Source organism: Nocardia sp. NPDC004123 (assembly GCF_053603795.1).
Genome location: NZ_JBSGGG010000016.1, coordinates 47,936 through 67,769 on the forward strand (window position 1 = coordinate 47,936; position 19,834 = coordinate 67,769).

Genomic DNA, 19,834 nt, shown 5'->3' on the forward strand with positions numbered 1-19,834 from the left:
GGGCGAGTGAAATCTGCGGCCTGGCGGCTGGCCTTGTTCGCGGGCGTCATCGTGGTGGTGCTCATGTTGGTGCTCACCGCCATTCAGCGCCCGGTGTCGGGGAAGACCGAGACCCACGATGCCATCTTCACCGACGCCAACGGTTTGAAGGTCGGTGACGACGTGCGCATGTTCGGTGTGCAGGTCGGCAAGGTGAAGCAGATCGGTCTCGAGGGTGCGAAGGCGCGGGTGCAGTTGTCGGTCAAGACCGATGCGCCCGTCTACGACAACTCCAAGCTGGCCATCCGCTACCAGAATCTGACCGGCCAGCGGTACCTCGATCTGCAGCAGCAGCCGCAGCCGGGCAACCGGATTCCGGCGGGCGCGCGCATCGGCGAGGACCACACCGTGCCGTCGTTCGATGTGACGCAGCTGTTCAACGGCCTGAAGCCGGTGCTGCAGACCATTTCCCCGGAGGCCATCAACCAGTTCAGCGCCAGCATGGTGGCCCTGATCGAGGGCGACGGCAGCGGGATCGGCCCGGCCATGGACGCGATCGGGAAACTGGCGTCGTACGTGGACAACCGGCAGCAGGTGATCTCGACCCTGATCCACAACATGTCGGATCTGTCGGACCGGCTGGGCGGGCGCGTGCACTACCTGGTGCCGCTGCTGAAGCAGCTCTCCGACATCTTCGAGGCGTTGCAGCAGAACATCGGCGGCCTGGCGCAATTCGCGGTCACCGCGCCCTCGGTGCTGCGGCCCATCGACAATCTGCTGCGCTCATTGGGGATCGACAGCGGGTCCGATGTGGACGCGCTGATCCGCAGGATCTTCCCCGATGCCAAGGAGGCGGTGGACGCCTTCGGCCGCCTGCCCGCGGTGCTGGGGGCGGCCGACGCGGCCCTGCCGACCAGTCCGAGCGGCTGGAAGCCGGTGTGCAGCAAGGGAACCGCCGATGTGCCAGCGGTGGTCAGGGTGCTCGTGTCGGGACAGCAGGTGGCGATATGCAACGGATGACATTGCCCCGCTTCTCGAGCGGGCTCGGTTTGAAACGTGACGATCGGGTGGTCGACGACGCCACCAAGCAGAAGCGGCACCTGCGCAAGGGCATCATCGGCGCGGTGCTGGTGGTGCTGGGCCTGACCGCGGCCGGTGCGCTGTACGTGATCCCGTTCGGCAAGCACACCTACACCGCGGAACTGTCCGAGGCGCAGTCGGTGAAGGCGGGCGACGACGTGCGCATCGCCGGCATCTCGGTCGGCGAGGTGAAGTCGCTGGAATTGAAGCCGGACAGGGTCGTCATGCGCTTCACGGTGAAATCCGATGTGTTCCTGGGTGATCAGACCTCCCTCGACATTCGCATGCTGACCATTGTCGGCGGCCACTATGTGGCGGTGTTCCCGGCCGGGAGCAAGCCGCTGGGCTCGGCGGCCATTCCGGCGGACCGGGTGCGCCTGCCCTACAGCCTGATCGAGACCTTCCAGGACGCGGCCGCCCCGCTCTCCAAGATCGACGGCTCGACGCTGAACAAGAACCTTGCGGCACTGGGCAGTTCGATCGACGGCTCACCCGACACCCTGCGCACCACGCTGGCCACGGTCGACACCTATGTGGACGCGCTGGACAAGCAGCGCGGCCAGGTGTCCAATGCGGTGGCCGTGGCCGACGAGTACGTGCGTATGTACGACGGCGCGAAATCCGATCTGGGCCGGCTCATGGACAATGCCAACCTGCTGGTCACCGTGCTCGACGACAAGCATGCCGAGATGGCCGAGGCCATCCGGCTGCTCAGCGATGTGCTCGGCCGGCTCGGCGGTGCGGAACCCACCTGGTCGGATCTGAAGCCCAAGCTGACCGACGCCATCACCCAGCTCGAACAGCTCGGCCAGAAGTTCACTCCGACCCTGACCGCCGCGCAGGACCTGCAGAAGAAGCTGTCGGACCTGGTGATTCCGGACGGCGGTGTGCAGATCGACCAGTCGCAGCAGACCGTCGCCCTGTCGCAGCAGCCTGTGGCGCAGCCGCAGGTGTGCATTCCGGTGCCGGGGAAGGACTGCTGATGTTCAAGCGGATGCTCGGATCGCAGGCGTTCATGTCGGTCGCCGGTGCGGTGCTGGTGGTACTGCTGGCGGTGGTCGGGTACCTGCTGTGGTTCAACCCGATGAAGAAGACAGTCTCCTACTGCGCCGTCATGCCCGACGCGGTCGGTCTGTACGCGGGCAACAAGGTGACCATGCGCGGAATCCCGGTCGGCACCGTCGATTCCATCGATTCGGACGGCGCCAAGGTCAAGGTGAAGTTCTCCGTCGACGCGAAGTACCCCGTGTACGCGGACGCCGCCGCCACCACGGTCTCGGATTCGATTGTGGCCGACCGCAATCTGGCGGTACTCAACAGTGGCAAGGATCTGGCGCACTGGGATTCGTCGCAGTGCATCACCAAAACCCTGACGCCCAAGAGCATTACCGAGACACTGACGGCGCTGGCCGATCTGTCCGCGCAACTGCAGCAGGCGCAGGCCCCGGATGCGCTGGCGCACGGGCTGTCCGCGCTGGACTCGGCCACCCAGGGCGCGGGCCCGCAGATCAACGAGATCGTCAAGAAGCTGGGTTCGGCGCTCGCCCAGCCGGACGCCGACATCGGGCACCTGGCGGGCATCTTCGACGCCTTCGCCGCGGTCGGTGCGAAGGTCGAGCAGCACTGGGGCGACCTGCGCTCCAGTGCTGCTGCGGCTGGCCCCCGCCCTGAACAATGCGAGCACCGAATTGCTCGGTCCCGGTGCGCAACTCATCGACCGGCTCGGTGCGGTGCTGCCCATGCTCAATGATCTGGTCACCATCGCGGGCGACCCGATAATGCGCGGTCTCGACGACACCCTGCCGCTGGTCCGACTGCTGCGCGCCAATGTCGGCTCGCTCTCCGAGGTCATGCTGAAACTCCCGGTGCTGACCAATGCGGCCCAGAACGTCATGGGCAGCGGCATCACCTACGGCTCTCCGCGCGCGGCCCTGCCGGCCCCGCAGGCCGAACAGGTCTGCGCCGCCGTCAATGCCGTCACCCCGGGCAGCTGCACCGACGCCGCCAACGGCATGGTGAACGTCCCGCTGGTCCCGTTGGTGCTCGGAATGGCAGGTGTGCGATGAGGTTCGGACGCTGGGAGATCGTCGTCGCCACCCGGCCCGGCTCCGGTGCGGGAGCGGGCGGCTCGGCATGGTCGAGGCCTGCGCAGGGGGCAGGCTCCGACCAGCGTCCGCGGGGACGTGCGGCCAGGCGTGCGGGAGCCGCTGTGCTGGCTGCCGGGTTGTTCGCCGGGGCGGGGGGCTGTGCCTTCGATCCGTCCTCGGTGCCGGTGCCGGGCACCACGATTTCGGGGCCCACCTACCGGATTCACATCGAGTTCGGCAATGTGCTGAATCTGCCCGCGAAGGCCAAGGTCATCGCCAATGGCGCGCAGGTCGGTTCGGTCGGCGTTGTGCGCGTGGTGGATTCGGCGCACGCGGGCGGGCGCGGCGGCTATGTCGTGGTGGACGCGGACATCTCGTCCAAGGTGCAGCTGCCGGTCACGACGGTGGCCGAGCTGCGGCAGAACACGGTGCTGGGTGACATCCATCTGGCGCTGACCACGCCGCCGGACGGTTTCGGGTCGCTGCTGAAGGACGGCGGCACCATCACCGAGGACCACACCCGCCCGCCGGTGCAGCTCGAGGACACCATGGCCGCGCTGGCCGCCTTCACCCAGGGCGGGGCCGTGAATCAGTTGCAGGACATCATCAACCACTTCAATGCGGTGCTGCCCCGCGATCCCGAGGAGACCAAGCGGATCGCGCAGAACGCGGCCGGGAACGCGGTGGATCTGGCGGCCAATCTGGACCAGGTCGACAAGCTGCTCGACGGTCTGGGTGTCAACGCCCAGGTGCTGCACGATCGCGCGGACTTCCTGGACCACGAGCTCAGCCAGGAGTCGGTGGACGCCATGACCGGGATCACCGGCTCGCTCGCGGGCGTCACCCGGATCTTCGCCGTGCTCGGCCAGCTCGGGCAGTCGCTGGTGTGGCTGGCCCCGCTGGCCACCGCACTGGATCCGGTGACGCAATCCTTTGCACCGCTGGCGCTTTCGGGACGGCCGCTGGACCTGTCGGTGCCGTCGAACCTGTCGCTGCTGACCTCGCTGCTGCGGGACAAGCTGATTCCGTTCGTCGAGAACGGGCCCAAGGTGAACATCACCGGCATCCGAGCGGATTCGGTCTCCCGAGACGATCAGGTCACCAACATTCTGGCCGGGCTGCGCATGATCGGAGCGGTGCGATGAAGTGGGGTTCGCTGGCGTCGCTGGGCGGCATCGCGGCCGTCACCGTGGTGGGCGCGAGCTATCTGACCTTCGGCGTGGTGCGGGCGGATCCGTTCGCGCACCACACCGACGGGTCCATGGTGATGGCGAATTCCGGTGGGCTGAGCGTGGGTTCGCCCATCCTGCTCACCGGCATGCGGGTCGGCAGGATCACGTCGGTGGACTCCACCGCCCGCGGCGTCGAGGTGGGCTTCCGCATCGACGGGGACCGCAGGCTGCCCACCGACAGTAACGTCACCATCGAGCAGCTGTCCGCGCTGGGCGAGCCGTTCGTGGAATTCCGGCCCCGCACCGCGGGCGGGCCGTACCTGAGGGACGGCCAGCGCCTGGATGCCGCCGCGGTGAAGTCGCCACTGTCCATTCCCGAGGTGTCGCGACTGGTCAACAAGGTCATGAACCAGCTCGACCCGAAGGTCGCGGCTTCGCTGGCGAGCACGTTGGGAGCGGCCTTCCACGACACGGCTTCGGCCATGCCGAACCTGACCCGTGCCGGTGATCTACTGGCCGCCGCGATCATGAGCCGGGAACCCAAGATTGCTCAGCTACTCAACAGCTTCCAGGTGGCGGCCTCGAATATCGATGGCATGGGCGAGGCCACGGCGGCCGCGGCACCGGCGTTCGTGCAGTTCGAGCAGTCGCTCGAGGAGCTCATCAATGCCGTCGGTAGACTGGTCGACCGTGCCCCCGGGCCGCAGGCATATGTCTCCGGCAACGGATTGGCGCCCTTCCTGGCCAAGCTGACCGAGTGGCTGCAGCAGGCCGGACCCGAATTGAAGACCCTCGCGCCCCAATTGCAGCCGCTCGCCGACGCGGCACGCACCGCCGGGCCTCAGCTCAATATCAGCAGCTTGATCTCGCAGGCGCTCGCGTCCACCGGTGACGGTGCCGTGCGCGTGCAGGTCGGCGTGAAGTAGCAGTATCAGCAAGGAGGAGACCATGTCTCAGGACACCGAATCGAAGCAGCCGGTCGACCCGGATCCGGCGCCGGCCCCGGGCAAGACGGTGCAGCTGAAGGTCTCGACGCTGGTGACCGCGGTCGCCGCGGTGCTGCTCGTCGGCGCGCTGGTGACGGTCACCGTGCTGTGGCAGTCCGCGCGCGGGGACCTGAAGGACCGCGACGCCCAGGCCGCGAACGACAAGCACGCCGAGCAGGTGGCCTCCGACTACGCCATGGGCGCGGCCAACCTCAACTTCTCCGACTTCAACGCCTGGACCGCTCGCCTCAAGTCCAACACCACCCCGGCGCTGGCGAGCAAGTTCGATGCCACCTCCTCGAAGCTGCAGGAGATCCTGGTTCCGCTGAAGTGGACCTCGAGCCCGACCCTGCTCAGCTCGCAGGTCACCAATCGCGACAACGGCGGCTACAAGGTGAACGTCTATCTGAACGTCAACTCCACCAATGCGCAGAACCCGGACGGCGTCCTGACCACCATCTACTACACGGTGAGCGTCGACCCCGGGAGCGACTGGAAGGTCACCGACGTCGGCGGCATCGACCTCCCGCTGCCCAAGCAGTAATCGCGCGCCGGAAAACTCTGGCCCGCCGCAGCTTTCGAGCTCGGCGGGCCTTTCGGTGTACCCGTCAGGCGGCAGCGCCGCGCAGCGTGTCGGCCAGCCGCACGGCCAGCGCGACGATGGTCAGGGTGGGGTTGGCGTGGCCGTTGGTGGGGAAGACCGAGCTGCCGGCGATATAGAGGTTGCTGATGCCGTGCACGCGGCAGTCGCCGTCCACGACGCCGGTGCGCGGGTCCGCCGACATGCGGGTCGCGCCGGTGGGATGCGCCCAGTCGGTCAGCCGGACCGGGAGATCACTGGCCTCGCGGACCCATTCGTCCAGGGCGGGCGGGGGATAGCCGAGGCGGGCGAACTCGCCGGCGACCAGGGCGGCGGCGCGGCGGACGGTGGCGTCCTCCTGGGCGCTGACCTGCCAGTCGATGCGCGGATGCGGCATGCCCAGGCGATCCACGGTGTCGCTCAATGTGATCCGGCTGCGCGGATCCGGGGTCTGCTCCACCATGCAGCGCAGTTCCACGTGTTCGAGCTTGCGCGGCAGGCCGGTGTGGTCGATGAGACGGCGTTTGGCCCCGGAGAGCAGCAGGCCGGGATGGCCGACGACGGTGCGGGCGTCGTGCAGGTTCAGGTGCCCGCGCAACAGGTTCTTCACCGACTCCCAGGGGTCGTCCTCGGCGGGCACCTCCTGAATCCACAGGGCGCAGTTGAGGAGTCCCTCGTCGGCCTGGATTTCCGGCGACAGTGCCAGCCCGTGCAGGAAGGTGTGCTTACCGCCGCGGGTTTTCACCACGTATTTGCCGAATCGGTCACGCGCGGCGGCCGAGGTGTGCGGGTCGAGCGCGCCCACCACGCCGCAACGATGATCCAGCAGATACCGGCCCACCACGTCGTGACGATTACCGATACCCTCCGGCACAATGCGATTCGACGCGAGCAGCAGGCGCGCGTTTTCGATTCCTCCGGCGGCCAGCACAATTCGCGTCGCACGCACCACACGGGTATTTTCGTCGGAATCCACCACCCGTAATGCCTCGACCCGGCTGCCGTCCGGATCAGTGTCGATATGGGAAACGGTGGCATTCAGTAGAATTCGAACATTGGCCGCAGAGATTTCCCCGGCGTGGACGCCGAATCGCTTGGAGTCGAACGGATCCGCCGGGTCCTTGCTGATCTGCCAGAAGTAGGGCCGCAGCCAGCGCCGGTCCACCTCCGGATGGGCCGGAATCCGGTCGGCCAGCTCCCAGAACCGGTCGCCGGTGAACCCGGCCCCGTACCCCAGTCCCAGATGTCCCGCCGCCCGATCCAGATACGGTTGGACCTCGGTGAATCCGATCGGCCAGCCGGAGAACGGGACCCAGGCGCGGGCCGCGAAATCCAGTTCGTCCAGCGGTGCGCAGCGTCCGCTCCAGGTGTGCGAACTGCCGCCCAGAATGCGATTGCGGGCATTGCGATACGGCTGGGCCCGCGCCGCGCCGATATTCTCGATGTCATTGAGCGCATCGGTGCCGGGGGCGAGTTCGCGCCCGCCGCTCTCCAGCACCAGCACCCGTAGCGAACTTCCCGCGAGTTCGGCAGCCAGGGTCAGACCCGCCGGTCCGGACCCGATAATGCACAGGTCGGCCGTCAGCTCGCTGTCCCGCACGGCACGAAGGTCGTCGATACGCACCGGAAATCCTCCCGCACCCGCATCCACCCCCGCGACGGACGCGTTTCCCTTTGCCCGGACCTCATCGTAACCGTTCAATTGCGCGGCCGTGGCCCATCTTTCGGCTCAGCATCCGCGTTGCAGAAACGCGCGCACATAACCCGCCGACTGCCGCACATACATCCACGACCAGAACAACAGCCCCGAATCGCTGGGGCTGGCGACCATGGTGATCTGGCCGGAAAAACACTTCCCCACGATGTATCGCGCGCGCGAGACGTGCGGTGTATAGGTCACCACGATGATGTGCTGCCAGTGCCCGGCCTGGGCCCGCCGGCGGATTTCCTCGGCCTCGCCCTGGGTGGTCCACGGATTCGGCACGAAGCAGGAGACCGTGAAGGCGAACCCGCCGTCGCAGTAGCGGTCCATCACCGGGTCGTTCTGGCCGGTGGATCGCGAGATCAGCAGCTCGGGCGCATAGCCCTGCTCGGCGAGCCGCAGCCCGACGTCGTAGCGCGCGTAAGCCGTCCCGCCGAGCACCACGATGGCGTCGGCCCGGCGCAGCGGATCCACCTGCGGGTGCACGAACACCGGCAGCCCCGCGAACGCGAGAGCGACGATCAGCGCCGTGACGGTGACGACCCCTGCGATGACCCTCCGGAGAGCAGGCACGCCTCCGACGGTACCGATCCCGCCGTCGACCTTCCCGGCGTGATCGTGGGGCAGACTGTATTGCGCACGAACGCATGGCATCACGCAGCACGAAACACAGGCATGTCGTCCCCAACGGAGGAGTTCGCCATGGAGCTGGGCCTGCACTACTGGAACTACTCGCACCCCGCCGCGACCGACCGGATCGCGTCGACGCTGGCGCATACCGCCCGCATTGCCGAACAGGCCGGATTCGCGCAGTTCACGGTCATGGACCACTACTTCCAGATGGAGCTTCGCGGCAGCGCCGAGGAACCCATGCTGGAGGGCTACACCACCCTCGGCTACCTGGCGGCGCTGACCGAGCGCATGCGGCTGGGACTGCTGGTGACCGGGGTGATGTACCGGTATCCCGGCCTGCTCGCCAAGATCGTCACCACCCTCGACGTGCTCTCGGGCGGCCGGGCCGAACTGGGCATCGGCGCGTCCTGGTACGAGCGGGAGCAGCGCGGGCTCGGCGTACCGGTCGTCCCGATGGCCGAGCGGTTCGAACGGCTCGAGGAGACACTGCAGATCTGCCTGCAGATGTGGAGCCCCGACAATGGGCCGTACAAGGGCGAGCACTACCAGCTGGCCGAGACCCTCTGTGTGCCAGCGCCTTTGAGCCGGCCGCGCCCGCCCATCCGGATCGGCGGCGGCGGTGAGCGCAAGACGCTGCTGCTGGTGGCCCGCTACGCGGACGCCTGCAATCTCTTCGCGAGCAGCCCCGAGGAGGTCGCCGCCAAGCTGGCCGTGCTGCGCGCGCACTGCGAGGCCGAGGGCCGCGACTACGACGCCATCCGCAAGACCGGGGTCTATGTGTCCGATGCCCTCGGCAATCCGGACCAGGTGCTGCGGGATGTCGAGCAGCTCGCCGCCCTGGGCATCACCGAGCTGGACTTCATGCCCGATGGCGATCCCATCGCCTTCGTGACCGAATTCGCCGAACGCCTGCTCCCGCGCTTGGCGACCATCTAGTCCGGGGCCGGGGCGTTCGGTATCATCGCGCGCGCTTGCCAACATCTGGAGGACACTGTGCCCGCGAATCCCACCGCCGCCGAACTATTGGCGACCGTCGAAGCGTCACCGCGGGCGGTCGGCGCGCACGACAAGGCTGCCTGGGTGGGCCTTTTCGCCGACAACGGCAGCGTCGAGGACCCGGTCGGCTCACGCCCGCACATCGGGCGCGCGGCCATCGAACGCTTCTACGACACCTTCATCGCGCCCAACGGCATCGTCTTCGACGTGACCGGTGACGTGGTGTGTGGCATGACGGTCTTCCGTGATCTCACCATTGCCACCACCATGTCCACCGGGGTCACCCTGCACGTGCCCATGCACCTCCGCTATGACCTGGCCGAAGTGGACGGCGCGCTGAAAATCCGTGCCCTGCGCGCACATTGGGAGCTGGCGGGCATGATCGGCCAGCTGCTGGGATCGGGCACGCAGGGTCTGCTGGCGGGCGCCAAGCTGGGCCCGCAGCTGCTCGGCAATCAGGGCATCGGCGGGGCGATGGGCTTCATGTCCGGCCTGCGCGGTGTCGGCGCGGCGGGCAAGCGGGCCGCCGGGCAGCTGCTGGATGCCGTGGCCGCCGGTGATTCGTCCAGTGCCCGTGCGGTTCTGGCTCCGGTCCCGCGCCTGGAGTGGGGTGGGGACGGCGCGATGTCGCTGGAGGACTTCACCACCCGGGTGAAGGGCCTGCGCTGGAGCAAGGCCATTGCCGCCGGGCACTCGGTGACGGTGTCGGTGGAGACCCGTGAGGGCCGCGGTATCGCTGAGCTGGACTTCGCCGACCGTGGGTTGCGCATCGAGTCGGCGCGAATCTTCGTGCCGGCGAGCTAATCCCGGATCCCGGCGATCTCCGCCAGGGGATTGTTCCCGCTGAACGTGGTGCCCCCGGCCGCGCCGACCACCTTCCCGTGCACGCTGATCAGCCACTGGCCGCACACGCAGCGCAGATACTGCACCCCGCGGTGGGAGGAGACAGCCGTGGGAGAGGGCCAAGCGCAGGAGGGGCATTCGGCGATCATCAGGACATCCTGGGGGCGGGAGCGCCGATTGACCATGATCGACACGCGACGACTCGCAAATCGAGCGCGTGTCGTGAGCGACTCGCCGTGCGTGATTTGCCAATGGGCCCATCGAAACTCGGCGGCCTCCCGTTGACATCCGGTGTGGTCAGCCCGCTTTGCCCTTGCGTACCGCGGTCGGCGTTGCACCCCACCAGCGCTGGCAACAACGTGTGAATACCGACTGTTCCGACAAACCGATGAGCGAGGCCACCTGGCCCATCGGCATATCCGTCGTGGTCAGGTAGCGTCGCGCCTCGGTGCGCCGGACCTCGTCGAGAATCGCCGCGAAGCTGGTGCCCTCGGCGGCCAGCCGTCGCTGCAGGGTGCGCGGATGGATGGTGAGCAGCCGTGCCACGGCATCGATTTCGGGTGCGGCGGTGCCGAGCAGCTTCTGCAGGGTGGTCCGCACGCGCGGCGCGATCGCCGTGGCCGCGCCGCCGGACTGCTGGGCCAGGAAGGCCATCGCCATCCGGTGCAGGTTCTCGTCGCCGCCGGAGAGTTGCCGATTACCGAGCGCGGCCGGTATCCGCAGCAGAGCGGCCGGACGCTCGATTCGCACTGGCGCGCCGAAGAATTCCTCGTACGCCTGGATCGGGGCGGCGGGCCGGTAGGGGACCTCCACCGAGCGCAGCCCGTAGCGGTCCTCGGCCAGGCGCTGAATCGTCCTGTGTACGAAGGCCAATCCGAGATCGGTGCCCTGGACGGGGGTGGGCAGGCCGGGTGCGGTGGCGCCGTAGCGCAGGGCGATGACGCCGCGATCGCCGTACGGGTCGGGTGCCATGGTCAGACTGAGCGAGCGGGCGTGCACGAACAGGTACCGCGAGGTGCAGTCGAGCACCGCGGCCAGGGTGGTGGCATTCCGGATGGCCAGCGCCAGCGGGCCGAGCATGTCCAGGTCCTGCCGCGACGCCATCCGCAGCCCCAGATCCGGGCAGTCGAGCCGATGGGCCGCCAGCTCCAGCACCGCCCCGACCGCATGGTCGGGGACCAGTAGATCGTCGGTGTCCAGGGCGGCGAGCGGCAGTCCGCAGGCGGCGGCCAGCTCCTCGGCGTCCCCGCCGAGCTCGGCCACGGTCGCGCGGAAACCCCGCAGCCCGGCGGATCTGATCACCGACATGTCGTCAAGGATCAAATACTTGTCGTGCAGAGTCAAGAAACCGGATGGCGGGCGCAACAGACTGGAAGTCATGAACGCCGCGCAACCTCTCGCCGAACACCTCGACGTCGTCATCGTCGGAGCCGGGCTCTCCGGCATCGGCGCGGCGTATCGCCTGCAGGCCGAGCAGCCCGGCCGCAGCTACGCCATCCTCGAGGCGCGCGACGCGCTCGGCGGCACCTGGGACCTGTTCCGTTACCCGGGCATCCGCTCCGACAGCGACATGTTCACCCTCGGCTACCCGTTCAAGCCCTGGCGTGACGCCAAGTCGATCGCCGACGGGCCGGCCATCCTGCGCTACATCACCGACGCGGCCACCGAGAACGGCATCGACAAGCACATCCGGTACGGCACCAAAGTCGTTGGCGCGGAATGGGACAGCGGCGAGTCGCGGTGGACGCTCACTGTCGAGCGGCGGACCTCCGAGGGTGTCGAGCGCGGCACGCTCACCTGCGGCTTCCTCTACTCCTGCTCCGGCTATTACAACTACGACCACGGCCATGAGCCCGAGTTCCCGGGCATCGCCGACTTCGCCGGCACCGTGGTGCACCCCCAGTTCTGGCCCGAGGACTTCGACTACACCGGCAAGCGCGTGGTGGTCATCGGCAGCGGCGCGACCGCGGTCACCCTGGTCCCGGCCATGGCCGAGCAGGCCGAACTGGTGACCATGCTGCAGCGCAGCCCCACCTGGATCTCCGCCGTCCCCGGCCGCGACAAGGTGGCCGACCGGATGCGCGAACTGCTGCCGCCGAACCTGGCGCACCGGCTCATCCGCACCAAGAACATCCTGTTCAACATCGGCTTCTACCAGTACTGCCGGCGTCGGCCCGCGGCCGCCCGCAAGCTGCTCACCGGGCTCACCACCCGAATCCTTAAGGACGAGAAGCTGGTCGCCGAGCACTTCACGCCCGAATACAACCCGTGGGATCAGCGCCTGTGCGCGGTGCCCAACGCCGACTTCTTCAAGGCCATGCGCAAGGGCAAGGCCGAGGTGGTCACCGATCACATCGAAACCTTTGTGCCCGAGGGCATCCGGCTGAAGTCGGGCAAGGTGCTCGAGGCCGATGTGGTGGTCACCGCCACCGGCCTGCAGCTGCTCGCCTTCGGCGGCGTCGACCTGATGGTCGACGGGGCACCGGTGGAGCTGTCCGAGCAGTTCGTCTGGCAGGGCACCATGCTGACCGGCGTGCCCAACTTCGCGGTGTGCATCGGCTACACCAACGCCTCCTGGACGCTGCGCGCCGACCTCACCTCGCGACTGGTCTGCAAGGTGCTGGGGTACATGGACCGCAACGGCTACCGTGCGGTGGTCCCGCAGCCGCAGCGCACCCTGCAGGAGCGGCCACTGCTGGATCTGGCCTCCGGGTACGTCCAGCGCTCGATCGGCGACTTCCCGCGCCAGGGTGATCGGCATCCGTGGCAGGTGCGGCAGAACTACCTGCTGGACACCGCCATGGTCCTGCGCACCGACCTCGGCAAGACGCTGCGGCCGGTCGCGGCGGCCGAGGTGCTCGAGCCGGTCCACTGAATTCGGTTCCGCCGCAGTGCCTCCGGTTCGCTCTCGGGCCTGCTGGCCAGCAGGGCCGCCATGACATCCACCCCGATCAGTACGACCCGCAGTCCGGGCAGCTGTGGACCACCAGCCGGTTGCTCTACCTGCCCACCGACCTGCTGGGGCGGCTCGCGCTGCTGAAGTAGCCGAGGGGTGCGAAACCCTGATTTCGGCCGCCTGCGTTCGGCTGGGCTGCCATGCTTTCGCGCCATGGGAGGAGTCGAGACGAGAGCGGCGGTCGAGTCGCGGGCAGCGACGGACTCGGGGACAGCGATGGAGTCGAGGACAGCGGCGGGCGGATTCCTGCTGCCCGCACCACGATTCGAGCCACCGCTGGAACAGTGTCGCGGCAAGCCGGAGCCGGTCCGCCAGGTGCCGAGGGCGGACCGCCACGCGCCGGAGGTGGGCCGCCGGGTGCCGCAGCCCGCTCAGTGGCCGTCCGCCACCGCGGGCCGATCGCCCGGATGCCGGAATCGAGTGGATCGCCGATCGGTCTCTGCTGCGCCCGGATCGGTCGGCCTGCAACGGCTTCTGCGTTCTTCGCATGCTGTGAAAGCCTGGGGTGGTGATGAATGCAACACTGCGGCAAGGCAATTCGCCGGTGCGGTGCTGCGGCTGGCGCTCGAGGTGCTGGACGGCCGCCGTCCGGTGAGGCAACTGGGGCCGCTCGCCGAGCCGGCGGTGGTAGCCGCGGTGCGCACCCTGACGGGGGCGGGACGGCTACCCGGTCGGCAGCTCGGCACCGCCACCCTCACCAGGGTGGATGTGATCATGGCCGGGCCGGGGCAGGCGGAAGTTTGCGCGGGTTACGATCGCGGCGCGCGGCGTTTCGCGCTCGCCGCCCGCATTGTCCACGGTCGTTCCGGGTGGCGCTTGGCCGCATTCCGGGTGTGCTGAAGACCGGACGGTCTCTGCGGTAATAGCAGAATAGTCTGGTCGCCCCTAATTCGATTCGCGCCTGGTTTGAATCCTGCATCGCGCGGCATTAACATTTCGGCGAATAGCGGCACCTCACACGTGGAAGGGCAGTCCATGGCGAAGAAAGTCACCGTAACTCTGGTTGACGACTACGACGGCGAATCGAAGGCCGACGAGACCGTCTTTTTCTCGATCGACGGCAACGACTTCGAGATCGACCTGTCGAACAAGAACGCCGGCAAGCTGCGGGAGGCCCTGGAACCGTGGACCGATAAGGCCCGCAAGGTCGGTCGTTCCAAGCGGACCGGCAAGGTGGCCGCGGGCGGCCGCACCCGTCCGGCGGTGGACCGCGAGGAGAGCACCGCGATCCGCGAATGGGCGCGCGCTCAGGGGCACCAGGTTTCCTCGCGCGGCCGTATCCCGGCCGAGATCGTCGACGCTTACCAGCGCGCCAAGAATTAACCAGCGCAAATCACGGCGCTGGGAATTCGCTGGGAGCCGAAGCCTGCGGGCATCGGCTCTAAGCGCGGGGAGGACATTTCAGGCCAATGGCTCGATCCGGATTTCTCGTGCGTCAAGCCGCGCGCAGTAGTACGGCGCCGCACTCGGGAAGTTCGGCTCGAATCCTTTCCAGCAGGCGTTCCGCGCGGTCGCGATGCGCAGCGGCCGCCTCGGCATCGCCCTGGGCGGCGGCCAGCGCCGCCAGGATCGAGTCCATCGGGCCGAACTCGGTCATCCCGGTTTCGAGGCCGATCAGGGTGCCGCTGTGCGGCGCCAGGTATTCGTAGAGCCGCTGAATTGCTGGAGTGTCGCCGAGCTGGATGGCGGCGACCGCCCGCAATGCCGACATGAGGACCGGATAGAAGCCCGCCGCAATCGGATCCGAGTCCTCGTACACGCCGCGTGCGCGCTCGCGCTGTCCGCTCTGCAGCAGCGCGAGCGTGTAGGCCGGGGCGGCCGCCGCGGGCAGGGCCGCATGGGCGTTCGCGAGCCGGTCCGTCAGGCTCCCCAGTTCACCCCGCGCCCATGCGGTCGAGAGCGCGCAGAACAACTCCGCCTCCGCGTGATTGGCGACGCCGGAAAGCCGGGTGCGGGTGGTGAACCGCTGGTACAGCTCGTCGGCCGCGTCGATGTTCCCGCGCAGCAGTTCCATGGTCCCGGCGAAACAGCTGACCATATCCAGCAGCGGCTGCAACTGGCCCTCGTCGGCGAACTCCACCGCGGCCGTCGCCCGCCGCCCGGCCTCCCGCAGATCCGCCCGGGCCACTGCGGCCCGATATCCCAGATAATGCGCCAGCGCCCGGTACTCGGCCAGTCCGGCGGCGGTCGCCAGCCCCTCCAGTTCGTCGACCAGTGCCGAGAACTCCGCGTCGTACCCGAATGCGAGATAGGTCACCGCATTGATGGCGGCACACAGTAATTCGGGATCGCCGGTGCGCCGTGCCGTCTCCAGGGCCAGCCGCGCCAGTCGCCGCCCGGCGGCCGACTCCACCAGTCCCGTCTCGAAGGTCGCCGCGACCAGCAGGCGCACCAGATCAGCATCTGCGACGTCGTTCGAATCGGCCTGTGCCGCAATTACATTCGAGTCGTCGTGGGTCGACGCCGCGGGCCCTGGGGTCTCGCTCACCAGCAGGGCCAGGGTGGACGCGCCGATGTCGTACCGGGTCAGGGCGCCCGCCAGCGCCCGCCGCATGTGCTGATCGGGCTTGCGCCAGTTGCGAATCGCCCAGATGATCGGGGCGCGCCAGCAGGTCAGCGCCCGGACCACCAGGTCGGGATCGCCCAGCTGCTCGGCGAGGGTGAGGGCCCGGTCGCGTTCCACGCGGGCCTCCCGATGCCGATTGTCGTAGGCCAGCGCCGTGACCAGCGCGCAGCGGGTGCGCAGCAGTGCGATGCGGTCGCCGGCGGGCGCGTGGTCGGCGTCGTGGCGCGCCAGCCGGTGCAGGTCCACCGCCGACCGCAGCAGCCGCACACCGGCACTGCGCATCCCGCGGCTGGTGCGACGCTCGGCCGCCCGCTCCACGTATTCGATGGCGCGCGAGGCGGTTTCGGCGGTCGCGCCGGTGAGGGCGTGCCGGGCCAGCACATCCGGGTCCCGCGCCACCGCCGGATAGGTGTCGGCACGCTGTTCCAGCAGCTCCAGTGCGGCCCAGTGCATCCGGCCCCGGCGCAGCGGCGGTATGCCCAGATACACGGCATCGCGAATCAGCCCGTGCTCGAACCGGATACTCCCGCCGCTCCCGGAGCCCACCAGTCCGGCCGCCTCGGCCGCCGCGACCAGATCGATCACGGTGTCCTCGGCCAGCCCCGCCGCCGCACTGAGGATCGCCAGATCGACGCTCTCACCCCAGATGGACAGCTGCCGCAGCACTTCGGCCACCCCGTCGGGCAGCTGCGCCACCCGATCCTCGATCAGCTCCCGGATCGAATCGGGCACCTCGTCCAAACTCCCCTGTGCGGCAGCCGCTTTCGCCACCTCCCGGACGAACAGCGGATTCCCGCCCGTCCGCCGGTGCAGCTGTTCCAGCGCCTCGGCCTCGATCCCCGGCAGCCCGGCAGCCGCCGCGGCTCGCCGCGTCCCCTCCGCGTCCAGTCCATTGAGCTCCAGCCAGGCGCCCGTATGCTGCGCCAGCGCCGCGACCGTATTGTGCGGCCCTTGCGCCGCCTCCGATCGCCGCATCGTGACCAGCACGAATACCGGCTCATCCCGCAGCCAGCTCACCACCTGCCGCAATACCTGCAAGGTCTCCGGATCGGCCCGCTGCACGTCCTCCAGTAGCAGCGCCACCGGCGCGGAACCGGCCGCGCGCCTGCATTTTTCCGCGATGACCCGCGCCAGCGTGAACACGTCCGCGGCCGGCGTGACCGGGCCGGCCGCGCTCTCCGAAAGCTGCCCAGCCGCAGCCCGGTTCGGCTCGTTCATGTCGAGGGCGGTGCTGATCTCGGTCCAGGCCCACGCCGCGGGCGCGCCGTCGATCTCCGGGCAGGTTCCCGTCACCGCGGTCCAGCCCGCGGTGGACAGCGTGGCGAGGGTGGCCTCCGCCAGCACGGTCTTGCCGATTCCCGCCTCTCCGGCGACCCAGGCGACCCGCAACTGCCCGGCCCGCGCCGCCTCGGCGGCGTGCAGCAGCTCCGACAACTCGGTGAGATAGCCGGTAGCGCAATGGAACCCGTCGGCAGCCCCGGGGGCGGCGCTGGCTTTCGCGGTCTCGATGCCCGGGCTGGAGACCGGCGCGGGAGCGGCCCTGCTCGTGGTGGCAGGGGGTGCGGCGGAGCCGGTGGAGCGGCGGTCGTGAGCCGGTAGGGGCGGGGTCTGGGCGAGGCCGGCGGAGTGATTGAGAATCGCTATTTCGAGTTGGCGTAACGCGGGGGAGGGATCCACGCCGAATAGGCCGCCGAGGAATTCGCGGGAGCGCCGGATGGTGGTGAGCGCCTCGAGCTGCTGGCCCAGCTGGTATTGCGCCAGGGCGAGCAGGCGGACGATTTCCTCGCGGCCGGGATTGTCCTCGAAGAGCTGGCGGAGTTCGCGGACCACTTCGCCGGAGCGGCCCAGTTCCAATTCGGTGCGGGCATTGAGTTCGACAGCGGTGAGGTAGAGATCGGTGAGCCGGTCGGCCTCGGCGACGGCCCAATCGGCCTCGGCGAAGGCCTCCAGCGCGGGACCGTGCCAGAGCGAGAGAGCGGCCTCCAGCAGGGCATTGCGCTCGGTGGGGTCGGTGTGGATCTCGGGGTTGCTGACCAGTTCCTGATAGGTCCGCAGCTGCTGTTCGAAATGCCATGCGTCCACGGCGTTCTCGGGGATCTTCAGGGCATAACCGGACGACTCGGACACGATGAAGCGGGAGGGCGCACGCCGCGGGCGCTGGGGTTCGAACAGTCGCCGCAGATTGTGGATGTGCACCTGCAACACCGCGGTGGCCTTGGGCGGCGGATGCCCGGACCACAGGTCGTCGATCAGCCGTTCGCTGCTCACGACCTGGCCGTGCGCGACGATGAGGCGGCCCAGCACGGCGCGCTGCATGGGGGTGCCCAGGGGCGTGTCGCGACCGTCGACGGACAGCTGCAGGGGGCCGAGCACTCTCAGCTCCGCGCCTGCCATCGGTGTCCTCCTGCGACCGGAAGCGAACTGGTCATTCGCCGCAAGAAGAGCACTATCCCTCAAAAACTTGGAGATGCCAAAAGGTAGCCGAATGGTTGTCGGATAGTTATCGGCGGGTCGCGGCCATAAAGAAGACCGTGTGGTACGGAATTCCGTTTCCAATGCTAACGGTGCGAATGCGTCACACAACCCGGCCGGAAGTGGATCGCAAGAGTGGGCGGGAAGAATACTTCTGACTGGAAGCAACCTTGAAGTTAAGGGGTGGTTGGTGTGATGAAGCCAGTGGATTTCCCCAGGGGCCTGGGAGAGACCGGCATCGAGCCCGAGAGCACCGGCATGTACGTGGACCGCGACGGCGATATCTGGGAGAAGCAGGACGATGGCTGGCGGCTGATTCTGCAGCGCGGAGTGTCCGTGGACCCGAAGTCCCTCTGGGATTGGACCGAGGGCCACGTTCGCGACTACGCGCCGTTCATGCCGGTCGTCGCCGGGCGCTGACGGTTTCCGCCGCGAGGGTGATCGCGGCGCGGAAATCGGCTGTGGCACAAACTATTCGGGTACCAGCGCGCCGCTCAGATGGTCGTAGGCCACCTGTGCGTGCAGCCGCACGCCGGTGACGAGGGTGTCGTCGTCGGCGTAGAAGTGCGGGTTGTGGTTCATGAGGAGCCCGCGCCCGCCGGGCATCGGCGTCGGCAGGCCCGCGGCGTCGAGCTGCGTGTCCTGTACGCCCAGCGTCACGTACAGCCCGCCATATCTGTTGACGAACTCCGAGACGTCGTCGTATCCGAGCGTGGCCCCCGTCGGCACCACCTGGTCGTCCCCGGCCACCCGGCGGAAGGTGGGCAGCCCGGCCTCCATCCACGCCTGCTCGTTGTGCACGGCGGGCACATCCTGCAGGAAATCCACTGCGGCCGAACAGTTGTAGGCGGCCGCGGTGTTCGTGGCGAGCGTCCGCAGCCGCGTCTGCACCTCGCTCATGTCGTGCTCCGCCGCGCAGCGAATGGTGCCCCACAGCGTCACGGTCTGGCCGATGATATTGAACCGCCCGACGTCCTCGACGTGCCCGATGCTCACCGTGACCGGGTCGAAGGCGCTGACCTGCCGGTAGAGCTGCCCGATGCCCGTCAGGATCGCTCCGGCCGCCGGCATCGGGTCGATGCCCATCCACGGCGTGGACCCGTGCACCTGCAGGCCGGTGAGGGTGATCCTGGTCAGGCAGGACGCCCCGAACTGGTTCCCGACCCGATATCCGATGTAGCCCTTGGGATATGGGGTGACGTGGAATCCGAACGCCATCGTCGGCGCGGGATCGTCGAGTGCGCCCTCGGCGAGCATCTCACGCGCACCGCCCTTTTCGTTCACCGGCGGGCCCTCCTCGGCAGGCTGGAACACGAAAAGCACGGTGCCCGGCAGCTTTTCGCGGACGTCGGCCAGGACAGTGGCCGCGCCCATGAGCATGGCGGTGTGGCAGTCGTGCCCGCAGGCGTGTGACACCGGGAACGGCCCGCCGGGGTACTGCTGATCGACCACGTGGGAGGCGAAGGGCACCCCGCACAGGTCCGGCACCGGCAGTGCGTCGATGTCCCCGCGCAGCGCCACCACCCGGTCGCCGGCCTGCCCGCCGCGCAGCACGCCGACCACCCCGTGCCCGGCGATACCGGTGCGAACCTCGTCCAGGCTCAATGCTTTCAGGTGATCGCTGATCAGCGCCGCGGTGTTCCTCTCGCGATTGGAGAGTTCCGGATGCTCGTGCAGATGCCGCCGCCAGCGCACCACCTGTCCGGCCACCGCAGCCGCGCGGGCGTCGATTTCGTCGTGGATCGCAGGCATCAGGACTCCGTTCGGCCGGTACTCCGACGA

At 68.4% G+C, this 19,834-nt stretch carries 19 protein-coding genes; 13 read left to right on the forward strand and 6 right to left on the reverse strand.

Annotated features, from left to right (window positions below; all coding sequences use genetic code 11):
* Nucleotides 1-6: 6 nt before the first annotated feature.
* The 7 genes from ACWEQQ_RS23705 to ACWEQQ_RS23735 are packed head-to-tail and all read left to right on the forward strand — an operon-like array spanning nucleotide 7 to nucleotide 5,848.
* Nucleotides 7-999, forward strand: coding sequence for an MlaD family protein (locus tag ACWEQQ_RS23705; RefSeq protein ID WP_452349711.1), 993 nt, complete (start codon nucleotides 7-9; stop codon nucleotides 997-999).
* Entirely contained in the window at nucleotides 987-2,042 is a 1,056-nt protein-coding gene (locus tag ACWEQQ_RS23710; protein WP_452349712.1) for an MlaD family protein, read from the forward strand. Before ACWEQQ_RS23705 ends, ACWEQQ_RS23710 begins: the two co-directional genes overlap by 13 nt.
* Nucleotides 2,042-2,809, forward strand: coding sequence for an MlaD family protein (locus ACWEQQ_RS23715; RefSeq protein ID WP_452349713.1), 768 nt, complete (start codon nucleotides 2,042-2,044; stop codon nucleotides 2,807-2,809). Before ACWEQQ_RS23710 ends, ACWEQQ_RS23715 begins: the two co-directional genes overlap by 1 nt.
* Complete coding sequence (locus tag ACWEQQ_RS23720; RefSeq protein ID WP_452349714.1) at nucleotides 2,799-3,125, forward strand: hypothetical protein; 327 nt, start codon at nucleotides 2,799-2,801, stop codon at nucleotides 3,123-3,125. Before ACWEQQ_RS23715 ends, ACWEQQ_RS23720 begins: the two co-directional genes overlap by 11 nt.
* A complete protein-coding gene (locus ACWEQQ_RS23725; protein WP_452349715.1) occupies nucleotides 3,122-4,291 on the forward strand; it encodes an MlaD family protein in 1,170 nt (389 codons plus the stop codon). The genes ACWEQQ_RS23720 and ACWEQQ_RS23725 overlap by 4 nt, the downstream gene beginning before the upstream one ends.
* Entirely contained in the window at nucleotides 4,288-5,244 is a 957-nt protein-coding gene (locus tag ACWEQQ_RS23730) for an MlaD family protein (protein ID WP_452349716.1), read from the forward strand. The genes ACWEQQ_RS23725 and ACWEQQ_RS23730 overlap by 4 nt, the downstream gene beginning before the upstream one ends.
* 22 nt (nucleotides 5,245-5,266) lie before the next feature.
* Nucleotides 5,267-5,848 (forward strand): hypothetical protein, encoded by a 582-nt coding sequence (locus ACWEQQ_RS23735; protein WP_452349717.1) that lies wholly within the window; start codon nucleotides 5,267-5,269, stop codon nucleotides 5,846-5,848.
* Nucleotides 5,849-5,912: 64 nt separating this feature from the next.
* Here ACWEQQ_RS23735 and ACWEQQ_RS23740 read toward each other — a convergent pair whose 3' ends face one another.
* Both ACWEQQ_RS23740 and ACWEQQ_RS23745 read right to left on the reverse strand, forming a co-directional pair.
* Complete coding sequence (locus ACWEQQ_RS23740) at nucleotides 5,913-7,508, reverse strand: GMC oxidoreductase (RefSeq protein ID WP_452349718.1); 1,596 nt, start codon at nucleotides 7,506-7,508, stop codon at nucleotides 5,913-5,915.
* Nucleotides 7,509-7,613: 105 nt separating this feature from the next.
* Nucleotides 7,614-8,159 carry a YdcF family protein gene (locus ACWEQQ_RS23745; protein ID WP_452349719.1) on the reverse strand — a complete coding sequence of 182 codons (546 nt, stop codon included), beginning with the start codon at nucleotides 8,157-8,159 and terminating at the stop codon, nucleotides 7,614-7,616.
* Between the two features lie 129 nt (nucleotides 8,160-8,288).
* On the opposite strand from ACWEQQ_RS23745, the gene ACWEQQ_RS23750 reads away from it, so the two are divergent.
* Complete coding sequence (locus ACWEQQ_RS23750) at nucleotides 8,289-9,155, forward strand: LLM class F420-dependent oxidoreductase (protein ID WP_452349843.1); 867 nt, start codon at nucleotides 8,289-8,291, stop codon at nucleotides 9,153-9,155.
* A 57-nt stretch (nucleotides 9,156-9,212) separates the two neighbouring features.
* Complete coding sequence (locus ACWEQQ_RS23755; protein ID WP_452349720.1) at nucleotides 9,213-10,019, forward strand: nuclear transport factor 2 family protein; 807 nt, start codon at nucleotides 9,213-9,215, stop codon at nucleotides 10,017-10,019.
* On the opposite strand, the gene ACWEQQ_RS23760 is transcribed toward ACWEQQ_RS23755, so the two are convergent.
* A complete protein-coding gene (locus tag ACWEQQ_RS23760; protein WP_354850320.1) occupies nucleotides 10,016-10,243 on the reverse strand; it encodes a hypothetical protein in 228 nt (75 codons plus the stop codon). The genes ACWEQQ_RS23755 and ACWEQQ_RS23760 overlap by 4 nt on opposite strands.
* A gap of 112 nt (nucleotides 10,244-10,355) precedes the next feature.
* Nucleotides 10,356-11,366, reverse strand: a complete 1,011-nt coding sequence (locus ACWEQQ_RS23765) for an AraC family transcriptional regulator (RefSeq protein ID WP_452349721.1) — start codon at nucleotides 11,364-11,366, stop codon at nucleotides 10,356-10,358.
* A gap of 70 nt (nucleotides 11,367-11,436) precedes the next feature.
* On the opposite strand from ACWEQQ_RS23765, the gene ACWEQQ_RS23770 reads away from it, so the two are divergent.
* The 3 genes from ACWEQQ_RS23770 (at nucleotide 11,437) to ACWEQQ_RS23780 (ending at nucleotide 14,337) form a co-directional block, all read left to right on the forward strand.
* Entirely contained in the window at nucleotides 11,437-12,933 is a 1,497-nt protein-coding gene (locus ACWEQQ_RS23770; protein WP_452349722.1) for a flavin-containing monooxygenase, read from the forward strand.
* Between the two features lie 573 nt (nucleotides 12,934-13,506).
* Nucleotides 13,507-13,854, forward strand: a complete 348-nt coding sequence (locus tag ACWEQQ_RS23775) for an Rv3235 family protein (RefSeq protein ID WP_452349723.1) — start codon at nucleotides 13,507-13,509, stop codon at nucleotides 13,852-13,854.
* Between the two features lie 135 nt (nucleotides 13,855-13,989).
* Nucleotides 13,990-14,337 carry a histone-like nucleoid-structuring protein Lsr2 gene (locus ACWEQQ_RS23780; RefSeq protein WP_040860441.1) on the forward strand — a complete coding sequence of 116 codons (348 nt, stop codon included), beginning with the start codon at nucleotides 13,990-13,992 and terminating at the stop codon, nucleotides 14,335-14,337.
* Between the two features lie 112 nt (nucleotides 14,338-14,449).
* Here the strand turns inward: ACWEQQ_RS23780 and ACWEQQ_RS23785 are convergent, their stop codons facing one another.
* Nucleotides 14,450-17,974, reverse strand: a complete 3,525-nt coding sequence (locus ACWEQQ_RS23785; protein ID WP_452349724.1) for a BTAD domain-containing putative transcriptional regulator — start codon at nucleotides 17,972-17,974, stop codon at nucleotides 14,450-14,452.
* Nucleotides 17,975-18,247: 273 nt separating this feature from the next.
* Between ACWEQQ_RS23785 and ACWEQQ_RS23790 the strand changes: the two genes are divergently transcribed.
* Nucleotides 18,248-18,472: a hypothetical protein gene (locus tag ACWEQQ_RS23790; RefSeq protein ID WP_452342501.1), complete on the forward strand. Its 225-nt coding sequence runs from the start codon at nucleotides 18,248-18,250 to the stop codon at nucleotides 18,470-18,472.
* Between the two features lie 51 nt (nucleotides 18,473-18,523).
* Here the strand turns inward: ACWEQQ_RS23790 and ACWEQQ_RS23795 are convergent, their stop codons facing one another.
* Entirely contained in the window at nucleotides 18,524-19,804 is a 1,281-nt protein-coding gene (locus ACWEQQ_RS23795; RefSeq protein ID WP_452349725.1) for a M20 metallopeptidase family protein, read from the reverse strand.
* Between the last annotated feature and the right edge of the window lie 30 nt (nucleotides 19,805-19,834).